Raw genomic sequence first — 13,870 nt, 5'->3', positions numbered from 1 at the left:
GTTTCATGAAACGATGAGACCCCGCGCCGCCGATATGCGGAGCGGTATCCTTTAGGACAGGCGCAAGGGAACGCTCATCGGAGTCCCTACCTGACCTCTGACCTATAAAAACTATATGTAGCATTCTTTTTTAAATTTCATATAATTTGGCACTCAAGAAACCAATAGCTAGAAAAATTGCTAGGTTTAAGCTACCCCCACAAGATTCAATCGAGGCGATCGCGCGAGAAATACTAACTTTTGTAATGTTAGTTTAAACAAATTCGTTAGTATGAGAAATAAATTTACAATCTTGGCTAAGATAGTCCGATAAACTTATGACCTTGTTAAATTCGGGTAATTCGATCCCCAATTGTCAATCGTCTCGCGCTCGAGAAGACTTAAACCAATTAATTGCTAGTATTTATCAAGAGCTACTTCCCAATCTGCAACTTAATAGCGTTCATCCCCATCATCCTGTAGTAGTAGATCGCGTTGTAACCCCTTGGCAATTGCTCGGTACTGGTAATTATGCAGCAGTATTTTATCATTCTGCTTATCCTGATTTAGCGGTCAAAATTTATGCTCCTGGTAGGGAAGGTTGGTCGGAAGAAGTTGAAGTTTATCGTCGTTTGGGAGAGCATCCTGCTTTCTCTCAATGTTTTTATGCCCAAGATAATTTTTTAGTCTTGCAAAGACTATACGGAACAACGTTATATGATGCGATGCACCAAGGTTTAGCAATTCCCCAGCAGGTAATTAAAGATATCGATCTAGCTTTAGAATATGCCCGCAGTCGCAATCTAAATCCCCACGACATTCACGGACGCAATGTAATGATTTCTTCAGCAGGAAAGGGCTTGGTAGTCGATATTTCTGACTTTTTAAAATCAGAATCTTGTTACCTATGGTCGGATCTCAAAAAAGCTTATACTTGGCTATATATACCGCTATTTTCTTGGCATCGATCGCCTTTGCCTTATTTTATGTTGGATTTGGTACGAGGTAGCTATCGGATCTGGCGACGTTACTCGAAAGCGAGCGCAAAATAAATGCGATCGCTTTATTCTGAGATACCTATTTCACTACACACCTCATAAAATGAAGTATCTGGAGCGGTAGCAAATAAATGAGACATTTCTTGCAAAATTGCTTTATATGCTTCGCTTTGGTTATCTTGCATATCGTCAATATTTTCCCAAATAATTACGGCAATACCTTCATCTGTTCCTGGTTTTTGGAGTAAATATGCTCCTTGGAAACCGTGACTATAGGTAGAAACAGCTTTTTCATATAATTGTTGCGCTTCAACAAACTTACCTGGTTTAAATTTACCAATAGCGACATAAGCATATTTATGCTTGAGAAAATCGAGAAATTCTGACATGAGCTTTCGATCGTTAGTAAGGAAAAATTTAGTTTTTGATGATTAGTAAAACTACTTACCTACGATTAACTCTCTTAATCAGTAATTTTCCCGATATTTAAACAGTTTTTTAATCATTTACATCGAAATTCAATCAGGTTGAATAATAGAGATGTTTGAGGTAGCATATCTAGTTTTTCTTATTCCTTTGCACACCAGAGTATGTTATTTTGATTTTTATGTGTCGGTTCTAATAGAAATCAGCTATTAGAAGTAATGGGGAAAGTTTGGTGTAAATCCAACGCTGTCCCGCAACTGTAATGAATATATTAAGAATATACTCTAAGTCAGAATGCCCGCCGAGATTGACATTACATTAACAACAAATCTGCGAGGTACAGATGAAGTTAAATTATCAAAGAATTTTATTAGCATCCTCTTACCTTTCCGTATATTTCCTATAAGGATGCCATCAATGAAAAATCATAAAAAATTACACCTGGCAGCTATGGCTGGGTTGAGTATGTGCTTGGTTTTTAGTTCGGCAAGCCCCGCTCAAGCCATGCACGTTGCCGAAGGATTTTTACCCCTACAGTGGGCATTATTTTGGTGGGTTCTCACCTTGCCATTTTTTCTGTTGGGCTTGCGATCGCTTTCCCAGGTTACCAAAGAACATCCAGAACTCAAACTTTTGCTCGCTTTAGCAGGGGCATTTGCTTTTGTATTGTCTGCTTTGAAAATACCATCAGTCACGGGTAGTTGCTCTCATCCCACAGGTACTGGACTGGGAACAATTCTCTTTGGTCCTTCTGTCATGAGCGTTTTAGGCGGATTGGTGCTACTGTTTCAAGCTTTGTTGCTAGCCCATGGTGGTTTAACCACTTTGGGAGCAAATATGTTTTCTATGGCAGTTGTTGGACCATTCGTTGCTTATGGCATTTATCAACTGTTAAAAACTAAGAATCAAAAACTAGCAATCTTTCTGGCAGCAGCCGTAGCCAACTTACTAACTTATGTAACTACTTCCCTGCAATTAGCATTAGCTTTTCCCGCAGCATCGGGAGGAGTAACCGCAGCATTTTTAAAATTTGCAGGTATTTTTACTCTGACTCAAGTGCCACTAGCAATTATTGAAGGATTACTAACCGTGTTGGTGTGGAACTGGTTACAGGAATACAACCAAAAAGAATTAGCCACTTTAAAGTTAATTAGGAATTAGAGCAAGATGAATAGACCCTCTTTGGGACAACAAAATTGGTATCTCATAATTGCAGTTCTCGCCATAGTAGTAACTCCTATCATTTTTGTTCGTGGAGAATATGGCGGTGCAGACGGTCAAGCACAGGATGCGATCTCCGAAGTCAATCCTACCTATGAGCCTTGGTTTGAACCATTATTTGAACCTCCCAGTGGTGAAATTGAAAGCCTTTTGTTTTCTTCTCAAGCAGCAATTGGGGCAGGAATTATGGGCTATGCCATTGGTTTGTATAAAGGAAGAAACCAGAATAAGTAACTCTTAAGAAACCAATTATTCTGAGGGGTCTGGATCTACCTACTACCTAATTATTAATGCACCTATGGCTTGACAATTTATCTCATAATAATCACTTAAAACATCTACCCCCAGAACATAAGTTAGGGTTTGCTGGGGTGGGATTGGCGATCGCACTAGTAGCCCATCCCCCAGTACAAATAGCGATCGCTTTATGGATGAGTGTTTGGATTGTTGGTTATGCTCGAATTCCTGTCAAAGTCTATGGGGGAACATTAAGTTTAGCAATTGGATTTTTGCTCGCAAGTATCCCCGCACTGCTCATTTCTGGTGTCGCTAGATCGGAACAAGAAGCGATTCAACCAGATGTTTTATCTGGTATGATTATTGGCTCTTATTATCTTTATCTTAGTCATCAAGGTTTAGTCCAAGTAGGTCTTATTTTAGCTCGTACCCTGGCAACTGTTTCTTGCCTCTACTTTATTTTATTCACTACTCCCTTTACCGAACTGCTACAGGTGTTGCGTCGCCTTGGCTGTCCCGTAATTTTAACAGAACTGTTGCTTTTGATGTATCGATTTATCTTTATCCTATTATCTACCGCCTCAGAACTTTGGATTGCTCAACAATCTCGTAATGGCTACCGTACTCGCCAGCGATGGATTTATAGTTTGAGTCTCTTAATCGGACAACTATTTAAAAAAACTATGGAACATTATCAACAATTTGTTCTGTCTACTGCAGCCAGGGGTTTTAATGGCGAGTTTCGAGTTTGGTCGTCTCGACGCTACCGAGCTTCCTTAAGATATACCTTAGAAGCTACTATTGGTTGTCTGACATTAATAATTGCTAATTTTTTAATTTGAATTATTTACCCTTTTCCCTTTCTCCCTTTCCTAGTTTTAAAAGGTTACTTAGTATCTAAAATCAGTTATTGGAAATAATATGTCCCACTGGCTAATGGAATTTGAAGATGTTTGCTATACCTATCCTGGGACGACTCAACCTGCGATCGCCAATTTAACTTTACGCATTCCTCAAGGAAAACGTTGTGCTGCGATCGGTCAAAATGGTTGTGGCAAAACAACCTTATTTTTATTAGCAAATGGTTTGTATCAACCCCAACAAGGGGCGATCGGCTATCAAGGACAAAAACTCAAATATAGTCGTAATTCACTCATCGACTTAAGACAACAAATTGGACTTGTTTTTCAAAATCCAGAACAACAATTAATTGCCTCGACTGTGGAAGAAGATATTTCCTACGGCTTGTGTAATCTAGGACTTTCTGACACAGAGATATCCCCAAAAGTCCAACAGGTACTCAATCAATTTGGACTTAGCTCTTTTGCTACCAAACCCGTCCATCAGTTGAGTCTCGGACAAAAAAAGCAGGTTTCGATCGCAGGGGTAATGGCTTTGCAACCAACTTTACTATTATTAGACGAACCTACTGCCTATCTCGATCCTCTACATATCCGTCAGTTAGCAACAACTTTGAACGCAATCCATAGGGAAGGAACGACAATTTTCATGGCAACTCACGATTTAGAATGGGTTTATCGTTGGGCAGATTGGATCTTTGTTTTAAATCAAGGAACATTAGTATTAGAAGGAACTCCCGATAATGTCTTTGCTCGTGGAGATCTGTTAAACCAACTCCAGCTTGGCGTACCTTTGAGATTTCAACTATCATCTTTACTTGACGAAGTAAATGAATCTACTAAAATTGAGCAACTTAAAACTAAAATTTTACAGATATTAGATAAGCCATAGAATTTTTTATGATTAAAAGCGATGTAGCGCGTTGCGGTGAGGCACTTTCGGTGGGCGGGTTCCCCGACTTGAGAAAAGTGCTGAATCCGAAGGAGTCTGTGACCCGTTGTAGCGACTACATCAAGAAGCGATCGCCCGATTAAAAGCGATCGCTTTTAATGATTTTCAGGAGAAATTTATCCCAAACAAGCAGCTAAATCAGCTTCGGGAGTAGTAATTGGTTTTAAGTTATATTGTTCCGACAATAGTTGCAATACATTTGCCGAGAGGAAAGCAGGGATTGTTGGACCAAGACGAATATCTTTAATGCCCAAGTGCAGTAGGGTTAGTAAAATAGCCACCGCTTTTTGTTCGTACCAGGAGATAATCATGGATAGAGGTATTTCATTAACTCCAACTTCAAAGGCATTAGCTAAAGCTACAGCGATTTGAATGGCAGAATAGGCATCATTACACTGACCGACATCCAATAAACGAGGAATACCGCCAATATCTCCCATTTTTTTGTCAAAGAAACGGAATTTACCACAAGCTAGGGTTAGCACCACGCAATCTTCGGGTACTTTGTCTACAAATTCAGCATAGTAATTGCGGTCTGGTTTTGCCCCATCGCAACCACCAACTAGGAAGAAGTGACGAATTTTGCCTTGTTTGACGGCATCAATAATCTTGTCAGCGACTCCCAAGACGGCATTGCGTGCAAATCCTGTAGTTACTTCGCGATAGGCTGATTCCTCCGTAAATCCTGGTAATTCTTGAGCTTTTTGGATGACTGGGGTAAAGTCTACTTTACCATCAGCATCAGTAGGAAGATAATTTAACCCTGCATAGCCTACAGGGCCTAAAGTAAAGAGTTTTTCATCATAATGTTCGTGGGGAGGCATCAAGCAGTTAGTTGTTACCACAATTGCCCCAGGGAATTTACCAAAATCTTTGGTTTGATTTTGCCAAGCAGTACCAAAGTGTCCGTAGAAGTGGGAGTATTTTTCTTTGAGTTTGGGATAACCGTGGGCGGGTAATAATTCCCCATGAGTGTAAACATTAATGTCCGTACCTACAGTTTGGCTGAGAATAGCGTCTAACTGTTTAATATCGTGACCAGAAACTAAAATCGCCTTACCTGGAATGACATTTAAAGGAATAGGAGTAGGGATAGGATGACCGTAAGTGCCTGTATGTCCAGCGTCAATTAATTCCATTGCTCGGAGGTTAATATTACCGATTTCCAGGGCGATATTAACCCAATCAGTTACGCTTAAGTCTTCACTGTCGATAGTTGCCAATACCTGTTGAACATACTGATATACTGCTTCATCTTCTTGTCCCAATTCATAGGCATGGAAAGCATAAGAAGCAGCACCTTTAATGCCATAGAGGGCAGTTAACTTTAAAGAAAAGATATCTACATTTGTTCCCGACTGACCGATTAGCTCTAAGTTAAAATTTTGTCCTTGTTCTGCAAGACTTTCGCTGTAATCTGGTTCGTAGTTAGATATTTCCAACCAATTATCGGGAGTATCGCTTGCTGCTGAAATTTTAGCTTTTAAATCTTCTCGTAGAGCGATCGCTTTTTGAATATATTTAGTAAATCTTTTTTGATCGAAGTTAACATTAGTCATAGTTGCGAACATAGATTCACAGGTAAAGCGATCGCATTCTCTAGTATTTATGCCCAACTTTTTTGCTCGAACTACAACGGGGGCAACTCCCCGCAAGCAATAGACTAATAAATCCTGCACTGCATTTACTTGGGGACTTTTACCACAAGCACCCCATTGATGGCAGCCATTACCACTAGCAGTTTGTTCGCACTGTTCGCAAAACATAATATCTCCTTTGTTGTTTTTTGTACTAATGACTAATAACCAGTACAGACAAGGTATGCCTTGTCTCTAACGACTAACTCTCTTGATAAATTTGTTGTTCTCGATCGATAAAAATATCTGCTAGAGCTTGATATGCTTCTGTCCACGCCGTCATAATTTCTGGTGACGCAGCATCTCCCAACACATCTTGAATTGCTTGCAATAAACATTCCCCCACCACGGGATACTGTTCGGGTAAAACATGGGTAGCTACATGACGATGGGCGATTTTATCTACTGCGGATTTTAAAGCTCCCAAGTCATCGATATGAGTGGCATAGGCATAAACAGCGGTTGCCAATTTGGCGGGTTGAGTACCGTTAGCCTGTGCAGACATATCAAATTGAGATTTAACTTCGGGATGGGCAGCAAACATAATTTCATACATTCGAGAAGTGATAGTCTTGCCATGCTCTTTAATCGCAGGGGCGGTAGCCTTAACAATATCAATAGTCTGTTGACTAATTTCTGTGGTCATGAGATTGACTCCGATAAAGTGAGAGTGAAGGTTAAATTTGTATCTGCCTGTAAAGCATGGGGTGCATTGGCTGGCATAAATACCAGTACTCCAGGGGTAAGAGTAATGTCTTTGCCTTCCAGGTTTAAATTACCCGTCCCTTCAACTACTGTTACTAGTGCATTCCTAGTTGAAGTATGCTCGTCAATTCCCGTACCTGCTGCTAAACAAAATAAGGTGTATTGACTGTTCGTATCTTTGAATAAAACTTTACTAAGAATGCCACTAACAGGATATTCAATTAAATCTTGTAAGTTGGCAGTAAAAGAATTATTAGACGTAGCGACTGTCATGATTCCTCCTTACTTTTTGCTAATTAATTGTGGCGGTCGTTATGGGCAAACAGCTATTTTACGCCACAAAATTAGACAACTTCGGCACAATAAACGATATAATCAATATCTTTCTTGCCTTTGTTGCTGGAAGTTACGACGCATTTTCAAAACTCTGTGACATAAATTAGGATTAATTAAAACATTTAATACTTGATGACCAGGAGCAGTAGCAAAATTAAGAGTCGCTGTCATGAGTCGTATCCAAACTCGATACTTTTACTGTGACATTAAGTTTGAGTTCTGTCTTTGAGGTAGCTCATGTTTAACCAGAAAGTTTTATTCGACAGAATAACAATCCTGTTCTACACGGATTTATAAGTTGATGTTTAGCTCTCGATCGCGATTGATTTAGCTCAAGTTAAGATGAATCTATATAATTATTAATTTTGCCAAAAATGTTGATACATATAGTTAATATTCTCAATAAATGGGTAGTTAGTTTGTGTCAAATATTAGCATTATTTGTTATTGTCACGGGAATAGTTAAAGCTTTAATTATTTATAGCAGACATATTTTTACTAATTCTAGTTCGGCAATTGCTTTCCAAGGAAGTCGATTAGAGTTGGGTTATGCTTTTTCTCTAGGACTGAGTTTTTTAGTCGGAGCAAGTATTTTGAAGACGACAATTGCACCATCTTGGAACGATATCGGTCAGTTAGCAGCAATCATAATACTGCGAACAATTTTAAATTATCTTTTATTACAAGCAATAGAAAGAAGTTCTAATGATTTTAGAGAACAATCTCAATTGTCAGATAAAAAAAATAACGAAAAAGATAGAAATTTAATTGTAGAACAGTAAAGTTAAATACTTTTGATTTTGGGTCAAGGGATTTACTTATTCTTGATTAAATAATTTTTATTGGAATTAAATTAAAGTAACAATTTGTTGAAAATACCTACGATCTAACAATAGCTTAATCTAAATAGTAATGAAAGCTAAATAATCGTTTCGGTATTTACTGATGCGATCGCTTTTTAAATGCTTAATTATAATTTATTTTTTTTATTTGATAGATTTTAATGTTGTTATTTTAAAGTAGCTAATCTTAAATTGACATTGAAATATTTTATATGTCACATTGTATATATAGCTTAAATAATAAATCGTACTATTTTTAATAGTATTCAATAAAAAACTAATTTTGTTTTAGTTTTCAACCAATAATATAATAATTCACAAAACATTATAAATTTTGTATTACTGAGCTTTTCACATGGGTAGACCACATAATTAAACTTTAAAAACTAAGAACTAAGAACTAAAAACTAAAAACTACGAACTAGTAAATTTTCCCAGAGAGCTATTCAACTGAAAATGGCTGTAATTTTATGGCGATCGCGATTTTATAAATCTTTTTTAACAATTAACTTATAAACATTTTCATCAATAATCAATTAACATGAAAAAATCCTCTTTAGTCAAATTAATAGCTTTAGTAAATGTATTTACTACTAATTTAATAATTTCTCAACCAGTTAAAGCCAATACATTTGAAGAAGTATCTATAGATCGAGGTCAAGTCATAGCTGTAGCTGCTCCATATCGCCATGGATATAATTTAGTAGTAATAGAACAAATTAAAGGAAAAAAAGCTTGCTGGAGTGAAGAAGGCAGTTCTCCAACCAAAGTAGAACCGCTACTAATGAACTTTGATTTTACAGGACATTGTCGTCGAGCCACTGATACCAATGGTTATTCAATTAGAGTTAATAATCAAGAATATGCTTCTGACTATTTATTAAATGTAGTTGATGTTGGGAATGAGTTACATTTAGTTGCAAGTCATAGAGACTCAAATAAGCCAAAACTAATTATTGGAAAAACTCAAGGAAAAACTGATGGTTTAACTAAATTCTTTTTATCTCCAGGTTGGAGTTTTACTAAACGTTCTTATCAAGGTAAAATAATATCACACTTTTATTTTAGTAAAGGGTCTACTACTGTTGTAAGTTCAAATCAGCTAGAAACAGGAAAGCAAAATGATTTAAGTAAAGATACAGCAGCATCAGCCAGTTTAACTCCAGTTTCATCTCAACAAAATCCTGCTGGAGTATCTGTCACTATTATTAATCAAAATAAACAAGATACAGTCAACGAAAATAATCAATCGATACAGCAAGAATTTTATCAACTATTTTAGTAAATAAAATTTTTTTCTTTAACCTACTAGTAAAAATAGTGGGTTTTTAAATGTTCAAATATTTTTTCTTCTACTTGATTTTTGGAACATTCAGATCACACCTAATTTCATTAAATATCAATAAGATTAATATATTAGTTTTCCAAATATATTATTCGACATTTTTCATACTTGGTAACAACATATGACATCATCAGAAAAATGGATTTGTGATGGTACTCCCAAAAATGGAAAGAACTATTCTCCTCATGGATGGGTACACGATCCTCATGAAAATTACTCCGCAGACTGCGAGATTTGTGGTTTACCAAAAGAATCTCAAGGAGATCCAGTAAAAGAGGGCGGGGGAGGCATATCACCTAAGTCAATTGCAATAGCTATTGCAGGCATAATCATTTTGGCAGGTGGCGGTACGGCATATACCTTTATGGCGAAGGGTTGCGAAGCGGGATTAGAAAAAATTGACAGTCAATGTATCGATCCTTTTTTGCAACCATATCAAGAAGCCAAACAGCTTGGCGAACAAGCAATTAGTATGGCTACAAATTATCAATCTATAGAAGATTTAGCCAAAGCTGGCTCAATTCTTGATAATTCACTCTCTCAACTAAGTCAGATACCTTCAGAAGCTTTAATATACAATGAAGTAGAATCAAATCTAGCAGAATATAACCAGAAAAAAGTAAAAATAGACTCTAATTTAGCTAAAGAAAAACTAGCATTAGAAAATCTAAAAGAAGCTGAAACAATTGCTAATCAAGCTAAGTTAGAAACAGATGGCGATCGCTCTACTACCCAATTAACAGCAGCCAAACAAAAATGGGAAAGTGCTAAAAATAAGTTAAAAGAAATCGATACTTCTACTTTAATTATTTCTCAAGCTGAAAAATATCTTTCTGATTACGATTTACAAATAAAAGACATTGACGGTCGTATAGCTACAATGGCAAGAAGAAATCGTCCTAATACTCCTACAAGAATTACCAGGACACAAACTCAGCCAGTCAGATCGGCAACTTTAACTAGGAAAAATCCAGTAACTAATAGAACGCAGCCAAAATCTATTTCTTCTGATTCTTGTGCGGTAAATAAATCACCAAATTGTCTTTTTTAAGATATCTAAATAGTTAAAAAATAAGCTAGCATATTTCAAACTTTTTGGTGTAATTCAATTCATGTTTTTTATAAAAATTGTGTGTTACAAATATAATTAAAAATTCGTACTTAAAACAAAATAATATTATTTAAGGTGAAATATGAAAAACAAGATCTTTTTGCTTTTTGCTTCTACATTTCTATTAACTAGTACTGCTTTAACTACTTCTGCTAAAGCTAATACCACAGCATTTACTTGCGATACAGTCGATGGAGTACCCACAACAGTAGTTCAAACTCCCAATGGTAATGTACCTGTAATTAAATGGGTATCCAGTTATTTTGCTAACTCTGGTTGGACACCAGAAAGACGTTGTAATGTAGTATCTTCCAGATTCCAAGTATATCACTCGAAAGGAACGCTTAAATATTTAACTACTGGGATTGAAAATGGTCAAAACGTAGTGTGTGTCACCCAAAAAGATAAAGGTAGTTGTGAGAATTTATTATTTACTCTCAAAGCGAATGGCAATCCTGGTAAAACTTTAGAACGTTTAATGGATATACGTAGAGGAGCTTCAACCAATCCTTTGTTTGAAACCTCAAAGGTATATATCAATATGGATGAATATATAGAAAGTAAATTAGCTGAAAACCCCGCTTCCCAAGCAAATTCAGTACAGCCTCAAGTAAATAATCTAGAAACTACAAAAGAAACTAATATTTGGTAGAAATACTGATTCGATAGCTATTTTAGTACATAAATCCATAAATACTTATTGCATATTACTTTGTAAGCATTTATGGATTTTATTTTTGGGAATATATATTATGTTTAAATCAAAATCTTTCTATTCTAAAATACTTAGTATTGCTTGTTTGAGTAGTATTTTTATATCCACTAATAGCTTGGCAAAATCTTCCAACAAAATCGGAAAAATTGCCGACAATATAACAGTTTTAATTGAAGACGAAGAACAACCTGTAGGTTCGGGAGTTATTATAGATAAAAAAAATAATATCTATTATGTGTTGACTGCCAAGCACGTGATGGCAGAGATGAATATGGAAGAAGATATTACCATCTCAACTTCCGATGAGCGAGAACACTTACTATTAAAAGAAGATATTTTATATTTTCCCGATATAGATTTAGCAGTCGTTAAATTTGCCAGTAATAATAACTATGACTTAGCTACTATCGGCAATACCAAAGAAGCAAAAGAAGGAACTAAAACCTATGTATCGGGATTTCCCAATCCATCTTTAGCTATACCCCATCCAGTTTTCAACTTTACTGAGGGAAAAGTTACTTCTAATAACCGAGAATCTTTACAGTTAGGTTACTCTTTAATTTACGATAATAAAACTTTATCGGGAATGAGTGGTGGACCAGTACTTAACGAAAAAGGACATTTAATTGCTATTCATGGTTTGGCGGATAAACTAGAAACTGAGGCAACCTTAAATGATAATTTTGTGGTAAAAACAGGATTTAATTTAGGAATTCCTACGGATATTCTCGAAGAATATAAACATCTTTTTGCATTTTCCCTTAGATATGCAGATAGTAAAAAATCTAAAATAACTCCTCAACTATACAATCTAGAAAAAGTATTGCAAGCAAAACAATATTGGGAAGCAGACATTGAAACAAAAAATTTATTATTAGGACACAAACAATATTTAGACGAATCAGGCATAGATAATTTAAGCTGCGATCTACTTATTGGGATTGACGAACTTTGGAACAAAAATAGTAGAGGACGTTTTGGATTTACAATCCAAAGATTAATTTGGGAAGATGATTATTACGACTTTGCCACTGAAACGGGATGGCTTTATCGTGGTTCATGGTCACCTCCTCAAAAAATTCAATATAATCTTAATGCACCTCGTGGCTATCTTCCTCGACAATTTTTAGATGGAGAAGTCTGGTCATCTTTTATAGATAAAATTGATGATTGTGAAATATAAGCTATTAATTTGAATATATTTTTAACAAACAATTTTAGTTAGTTTTTATAGGTAATTGGGTATTTTAAGAATAGCAAGTTATATTACATTTAATTGTTATGTTTTTAAAGAAGCCGACTAGTTTATTACTTTGTTTTACTTCATTATTGCTTTCTACTACGTTGAGTAAAAATGCTATTGCTCAGTATCAATCAGAATTAAATCAGCAGGAAGAAATAGGGTTTGAATTTGAAGGGCAAAGGGAGTTGAACCAGGGTGTTATAACTCATATTCGATATTACGGAGAATGTCCTGGCAATGCTTATAAATACAAGCGTTCTTGGTTTACATCGAGTAAATACCCACCCAAAAAAAATAGAAGAGTTGTTATTACCAACGTAACTAGAGGTTTATCTCCAGAAAAGCCTCCCTATACAGATCGCGAATATGAAAAAGGTCGTTCTTCTGAAGGTTTTGATACAGTTTTTGGTACAAAACACAATAAACGTTATTTCACAGTATTAAGTGGTATCAATGATTTTGAATATGAAATAAGAGATAAAAAAACAACTATTGCTCGTGGTTTTTTTCAAGCTAATTTTGCTCCTAGTCAACCTGTGGAAGTACGCAGGGATAAAGTAGAGAAAACAAAACACGTTCGTGAAGAGTATAGAGAATGGAATAAGAAAAAAGGAAAATACGAAACAAAGACAAGATATAAAGAACAAAAATATATGGCTTGTCCTTAGCAAATTATACTAAATTCTGTTTGAATACAACACTTATAAGTTGTGTGAAGGTTAAAGGATAAAGGGAAAAGGAATTTCAGCTATTTCTAAGCTTCTATCTATAAGTGTCTTTTGTAAATCGGATTTAATATTATTGATTGGTTCATAGCTTTTTTTGTATTTTGTATATAGTAAAACTAAAAAAGAGGGCTACACAATATAGTCCTCTTTTCTAATTTAAAATTTTGACTTTAAAGTCCTAATATTAATTTCTTGGCAGTGGTAAATTCCTCTTCGGTTAAAATACCCTGCTCGTACATTTCCTTGAGTTCTTTTAGCTCTTCAAACTTGTTTTTGCTACTTGTTTGGGGTTGTGTATTAGATTGCAAGGATGCAATTGGCTTTGTTTGCAAGCCATCGGAACTAACTTCTCCTCCTGGCAAAACAGGAACAACTTCGCCCTTAGTCGAGATTTCATTTTCTGACAATTCGCTTATAGAAGGTAGTTTGTATTTACTAATTAGCTCGCCAACAATTGTATTGTCTCGTTTATAAATAGGAGAATCGTCGCCACCTTCTAACTCACTTCTTCGTAGTTCGAGATAGCTAACTAGTT

General features: G+C 35.8%; 17 protein-coding genes and 1 riboswitch. Of the genes, 11 read left to right on the top strand and 6 right to left on the bottom strand.

Annotation, left to right across the window (positions count from 1 at the left end; genetic code table 11):
- Positions 1-317 precede the first annotated feature (317 nt).
- Entirely contained in the window at positions 318-1,031 is a 714-nt protein-coding gene (locus tag AC33VI_RS21250) for a serine/threonine protein kinase (protein ID WP_491784265.1), read from the top strand.
- An 11-nt stretch (positions 1,032-1,042) separates the two neighbouring features.
- Here the strand turns inward: AC33VI_RS21250 and AC33VI_RS21245 are convergent, their stop codons facing one another.
- Positions 1,043-1,366 (bottom strand): antibiotic biosynthesis monooxygenase, encoded by a 324-nt coding sequence (locus AC33VI_RS21245; RefSeq protein WP_491784264.1) that lies wholly within the window; start codon positions 1,364-1,366, stop codon positions 1,043-1,045.
- A gap of 207 nt (positions 1,367-1,573) precedes the next feature.
- A riboswitch (cobalamin riboswitch) is annotated at positions 1,574-1,723 on the top strand.
- A 97-nt stretch (positions 1,724-1,820) separates the two neighbouring features.
- On the opposite strand from AC33VI_RS21245, the gene AC33VI_RS21240 reads away from it, so the two are divergent.
- The 4 genes from AC33VI_RS21240 (at position 1,821) to AC33VI_RS21225 (ending at position 4,613) form a co-directional block, all read left to right on the top strand.
- Positions 1,821-2,564 (top strand): energy-coupling factor ABC transporter permease, encoded by a 744-nt coding sequence (locus AC33VI_RS21240; protein WP_491784263.1) that lies wholly within the window; start codon positions 1,821-1,823, stop codon positions 2,562-2,564.
- A 6-nt stretch (positions 2,565-2,570) separates the two neighbouring features.
- Entirely contained in the window at positions 2,571-2,858 is a 288-nt protein-coding gene (locus AC33VI_RS21235) for an energy-coupling factor ABC transporter substrate-binding protein (RefSeq protein WP_491784262.1), read from the top strand.
- Between the two features lie 56 nt (positions 2,859-2,914).
- The gene (gene cbiQ, locus AC33VI_RS21230; RefSeq protein ID WP_491784261.1) at positions 2,915-3,703 is read left to right on the top strand and encodes a cobalt ECF transporter T component CbiQ; all 789 of its coding nucleotides are present in this window, start codon (positions 2,915-2,917) and stop codon (positions 3,701-3,703) included.
- A 79-nt stretch (positions 3,704-3,782) separates the two neighbouring features.
- A complete protein-coding gene (locus AC33VI_RS21225) occupies positions 3,783-4,613 on the top strand; it encodes an energy-coupling factor ABC transporter ATP-binding protein (protein ID WP_491784260.1) in 831 nt (276 codons plus the stop codon).
- Positions 4,614-4,789: 176 nt separating this feature from the next.
- On the opposite strand, the gene hcp is transcribed toward AC33VI_RS21225, so the two are convergent.
- The 4 genes from hcp to AC33VI_RS21205 form a co-directional block, all read right to left on the bottom strand.
- The gene (gene hcp, locus AC33VI_RS21220; protein WP_491784259.1) at positions 4,790-6,439 is read right to left on the bottom strand and encodes a hydroxylamine reductase; all 1,650 of its coding nucleotides are present in this window, start codon (positions 6,437-6,439) and stop codon (positions 4,790-4,792) included.
- Between the two features lie 73 nt (positions 6,440-6,512).
- Positions 6,513-6,956: a globin domain-containing protein gene (locus AC33VI_RS21215; RefSeq protein ID WP_491784258.1), complete on the bottom strand. Its 444-nt coding sequence runs from the start codon at positions 6,954-6,956 to the stop codon at positions 6,513-6,515.
- Entirely contained in the window at positions 6,953-7,288 is a 336-nt protein-coding gene (locus tag AC33VI_RS21210) for a cupin domain-containing protein (RefSeq protein ID WP_491784257.1), read from the bottom strand. Before AC33VI_RS21210 ends, AC33VI_RS21215 begins: the two co-directional genes overlap by 4 nt.
- Before the next feature lie 102 nt (positions 7,289-7,390).
- Complete coding sequence (locus AC33VI_RS21205; RefSeq protein WP_491784256.1) at positions 7,391-7,522, bottom strand: hypothetical protein; 132 nt, start codon at positions 7,520-7,522, stop codon at positions 7,391-7,393.
- A gap of 203 nt (positions 7,523-7,725) precedes the next feature.
- On the opposite strand from AC33VI_RS21205, the gene AC33VI_RS21200 reads away from it, so the two are divergent.
- The 6 genes from AC33VI_RS21200 (at position 7,726) to AC33VI_RS21175 (ending at position 13,275) form a co-directional block, all read left to right on the top strand.
- Complete coding sequence (locus AC33VI_RS21200) at positions 7,726-8,133, top strand: DUF1622 domain-containing protein (protein ID WP_491784255.1); 408 nt, start codon at positions 7,726-7,728, stop codon at positions 8,131-8,133.
- Between the two features lie 601 nt (positions 8,134-8,734).
- Positions 8,735-9,475, top strand: a complete 741-nt coding sequence (locus AC33VI_RS21195) for a DUF3747 domain-containing protein (protein ID WP_491784254.1) — start codon at positions 8,735-8,737, stop codon at positions 9,473-9,475.
- A 184-nt stretch (positions 9,476-9,659) separates the two neighbouring features.
- Entirely contained in the window at positions 9,660-10,589 is a 930-nt protein-coding gene (locus tag AC33VI_RS21190) for a hypothetical protein (RefSeq protein ID WP_491784253.1), read from the top strand.
- A 142-nt stretch (positions 10,590-10,731) separates the two neighbouring features.
- Positions 10,732-11,301 (top strand): COP23 domain-containing protein, encoded by a 570-nt coding sequence (locus AC33VI_RS21185; protein WP_491784252.1) that lies wholly within the window; start codon positions 10,732-10,734, stop codon positions 11,299-11,301.
- A 100-nt stretch (positions 11,302-11,401) separates the two neighbouring features.
- Positions 11,402-12,547 carry a trypsin-like peptidase domain-containing protein gene (locus AC33VI_RS21180; protein ID WP_491784251.1) on the top strand — a complete coding sequence of 382 codons (1,146 nt, stop codon included), beginning with the start codon at positions 11,402-11,404 and terminating at the stop codon, positions 12,545-12,547.
- 98 nt (positions 12,548-12,645) lie between these two features.
- Positions 12,646-13,275 (top strand): hypothetical protein, encoded by a 630-nt coding sequence (locus tag AC33VI_RS21175; RefSeq protein ID WP_491784250.1) that lies wholly within the window; start codon positions 12,646-12,648, stop codon positions 13,273-13,275.
- Positions 13,276-13,505: 230 nt separating this feature from the next.
- Here AC33VI_RS21175 and AC33VI_RS21170 read toward each other — a convergent pair.
- The coding region (locus tag AC33VI_RS21170; protein ID WP_491784249.1) for an SHOCT domain-containing protein at positions 13,506-13,870 on the bottom strand (365 nt) is incomplete at its 5' end.

The sequence above is a fragment of the Waterburya sp. genome (assembly GCF_058530065.1).
The sequence above is the reverse complement of the archived record's forward strand: the minus strand, read 5'-3'. Positions and strand labels throughout refer to the sequence as shown.

Excerpts from the sequence above, each read along its gene's own strand:
- AC33VI_RS21250 (WP_491784265.1), top strand. The coding sequence starts at position 318 with ATGACCTTGTTAAATTCGGGTAATTCGATCCCCAATTGTCAATCGTCT.
- AC33VI_RS21245 (WP_491784264.1), bottom strand. The coding sequence starts at position 1,366 with ATGTCAGAATTTCTCGATTTTCTCAAGCATAAATATGCTTATGTCGCT.
- AC33VI_RS21240 (WP_491784263.1), top strand. The coding sequence starts at position 1,821 with ATGAAAAATCATAAAAAATTACACCTGGCAGCTATGGCTGGGTTGAGT.
- AC33VI_RS21235 (WP_491784262.1), top strand. The coding sequence starts at position 2,571 with ATGAATAGACCCTCTTTGGGACAACAAAATTGGTATCTCATAATTGCA.
- cbiQ (WP_491784261.1), top strand. The coding sequence starts at position 2,915 with ATGCACCTATGGCTTGACAATTTATCTCATAATAATCACTTAAAACAT.
- AC33VI_RS21225 (WP_491784260.1), top strand. The coding sequence starts at position 3,783 with ATGTCCCACTGGCTAATGGAATTTGAAGATGTTTGCTATACCTATCCT.
- hcp (WP_491784259.1), bottom strand. The coding sequence starts at position 6,439 with ATGTTTTGCGAACAGTGCGAACAAACTGCTAGTGGTAATGGCTGCCAT.
- AC33VI_RS21215 (WP_491784258.1), bottom strand. The coding sequence starts at position 6,956 with ATGACCACAGAAATTAGTCAACAGACTATTGATATTGTTAAGGCTACC.
- AC33VI_RS21210 (WP_491784257.1), bottom strand. The coding sequence starts at position 7,288 with ATGACAGTCGCTACGTCTAATAATTCTTTTACTGCCAACTTACAAGAT.
- AC33VI_RS21205 (WP_491784256.1), bottom strand. The coding sequence starts at position 7,522 with ATGACAGCGACTCTTAATTTTGCTACTGCTCCTGGTCATCAAGTATTA.
- AC33VI_RS21200 (WP_491784255.1), top strand. The coding sequence starts at position 7,726 with ATGTTGATACATATAGTTAATATTCTCAATAAATGGGTAGTTAGTTTG.
- AC33VI_RS21195 (WP_491784254.1), top strand. The coding sequence starts at position 8,735 with ATGAAAAAATCCTCTTTAGTCAAATTAATAGCTTTAGTAAATGTATTT.
- AC33VI_RS21190 (WP_491784253.1), top strand. The coding sequence starts at position 9,660 with ATGACATCATCAGAAAAATGGATTTGTGATGGTACTCCCAAAAATGGA.
- AC33VI_RS21185 (WP_491784252.1), top strand. The coding sequence starts at position 10,732 with ATGAAAAACAAGATCTTTTTGCTTTTTGCTTCTACATTTCTATTAACT.
- AC33VI_RS21180 (WP_491784251.1), top strand. The coding sequence starts at position 11,402 with ATGTTTAAATCAAAATCTTTCTATTCTAAAATACTTAGTATTGCTTGT.
- AC33VI_RS21175 (WP_491784250.1), top strand. The coding sequence starts at position 12,646 with ATGTTTTTAAAGAAGCCGACTAGTTTATTACTTTGTTTTACTTCATTA.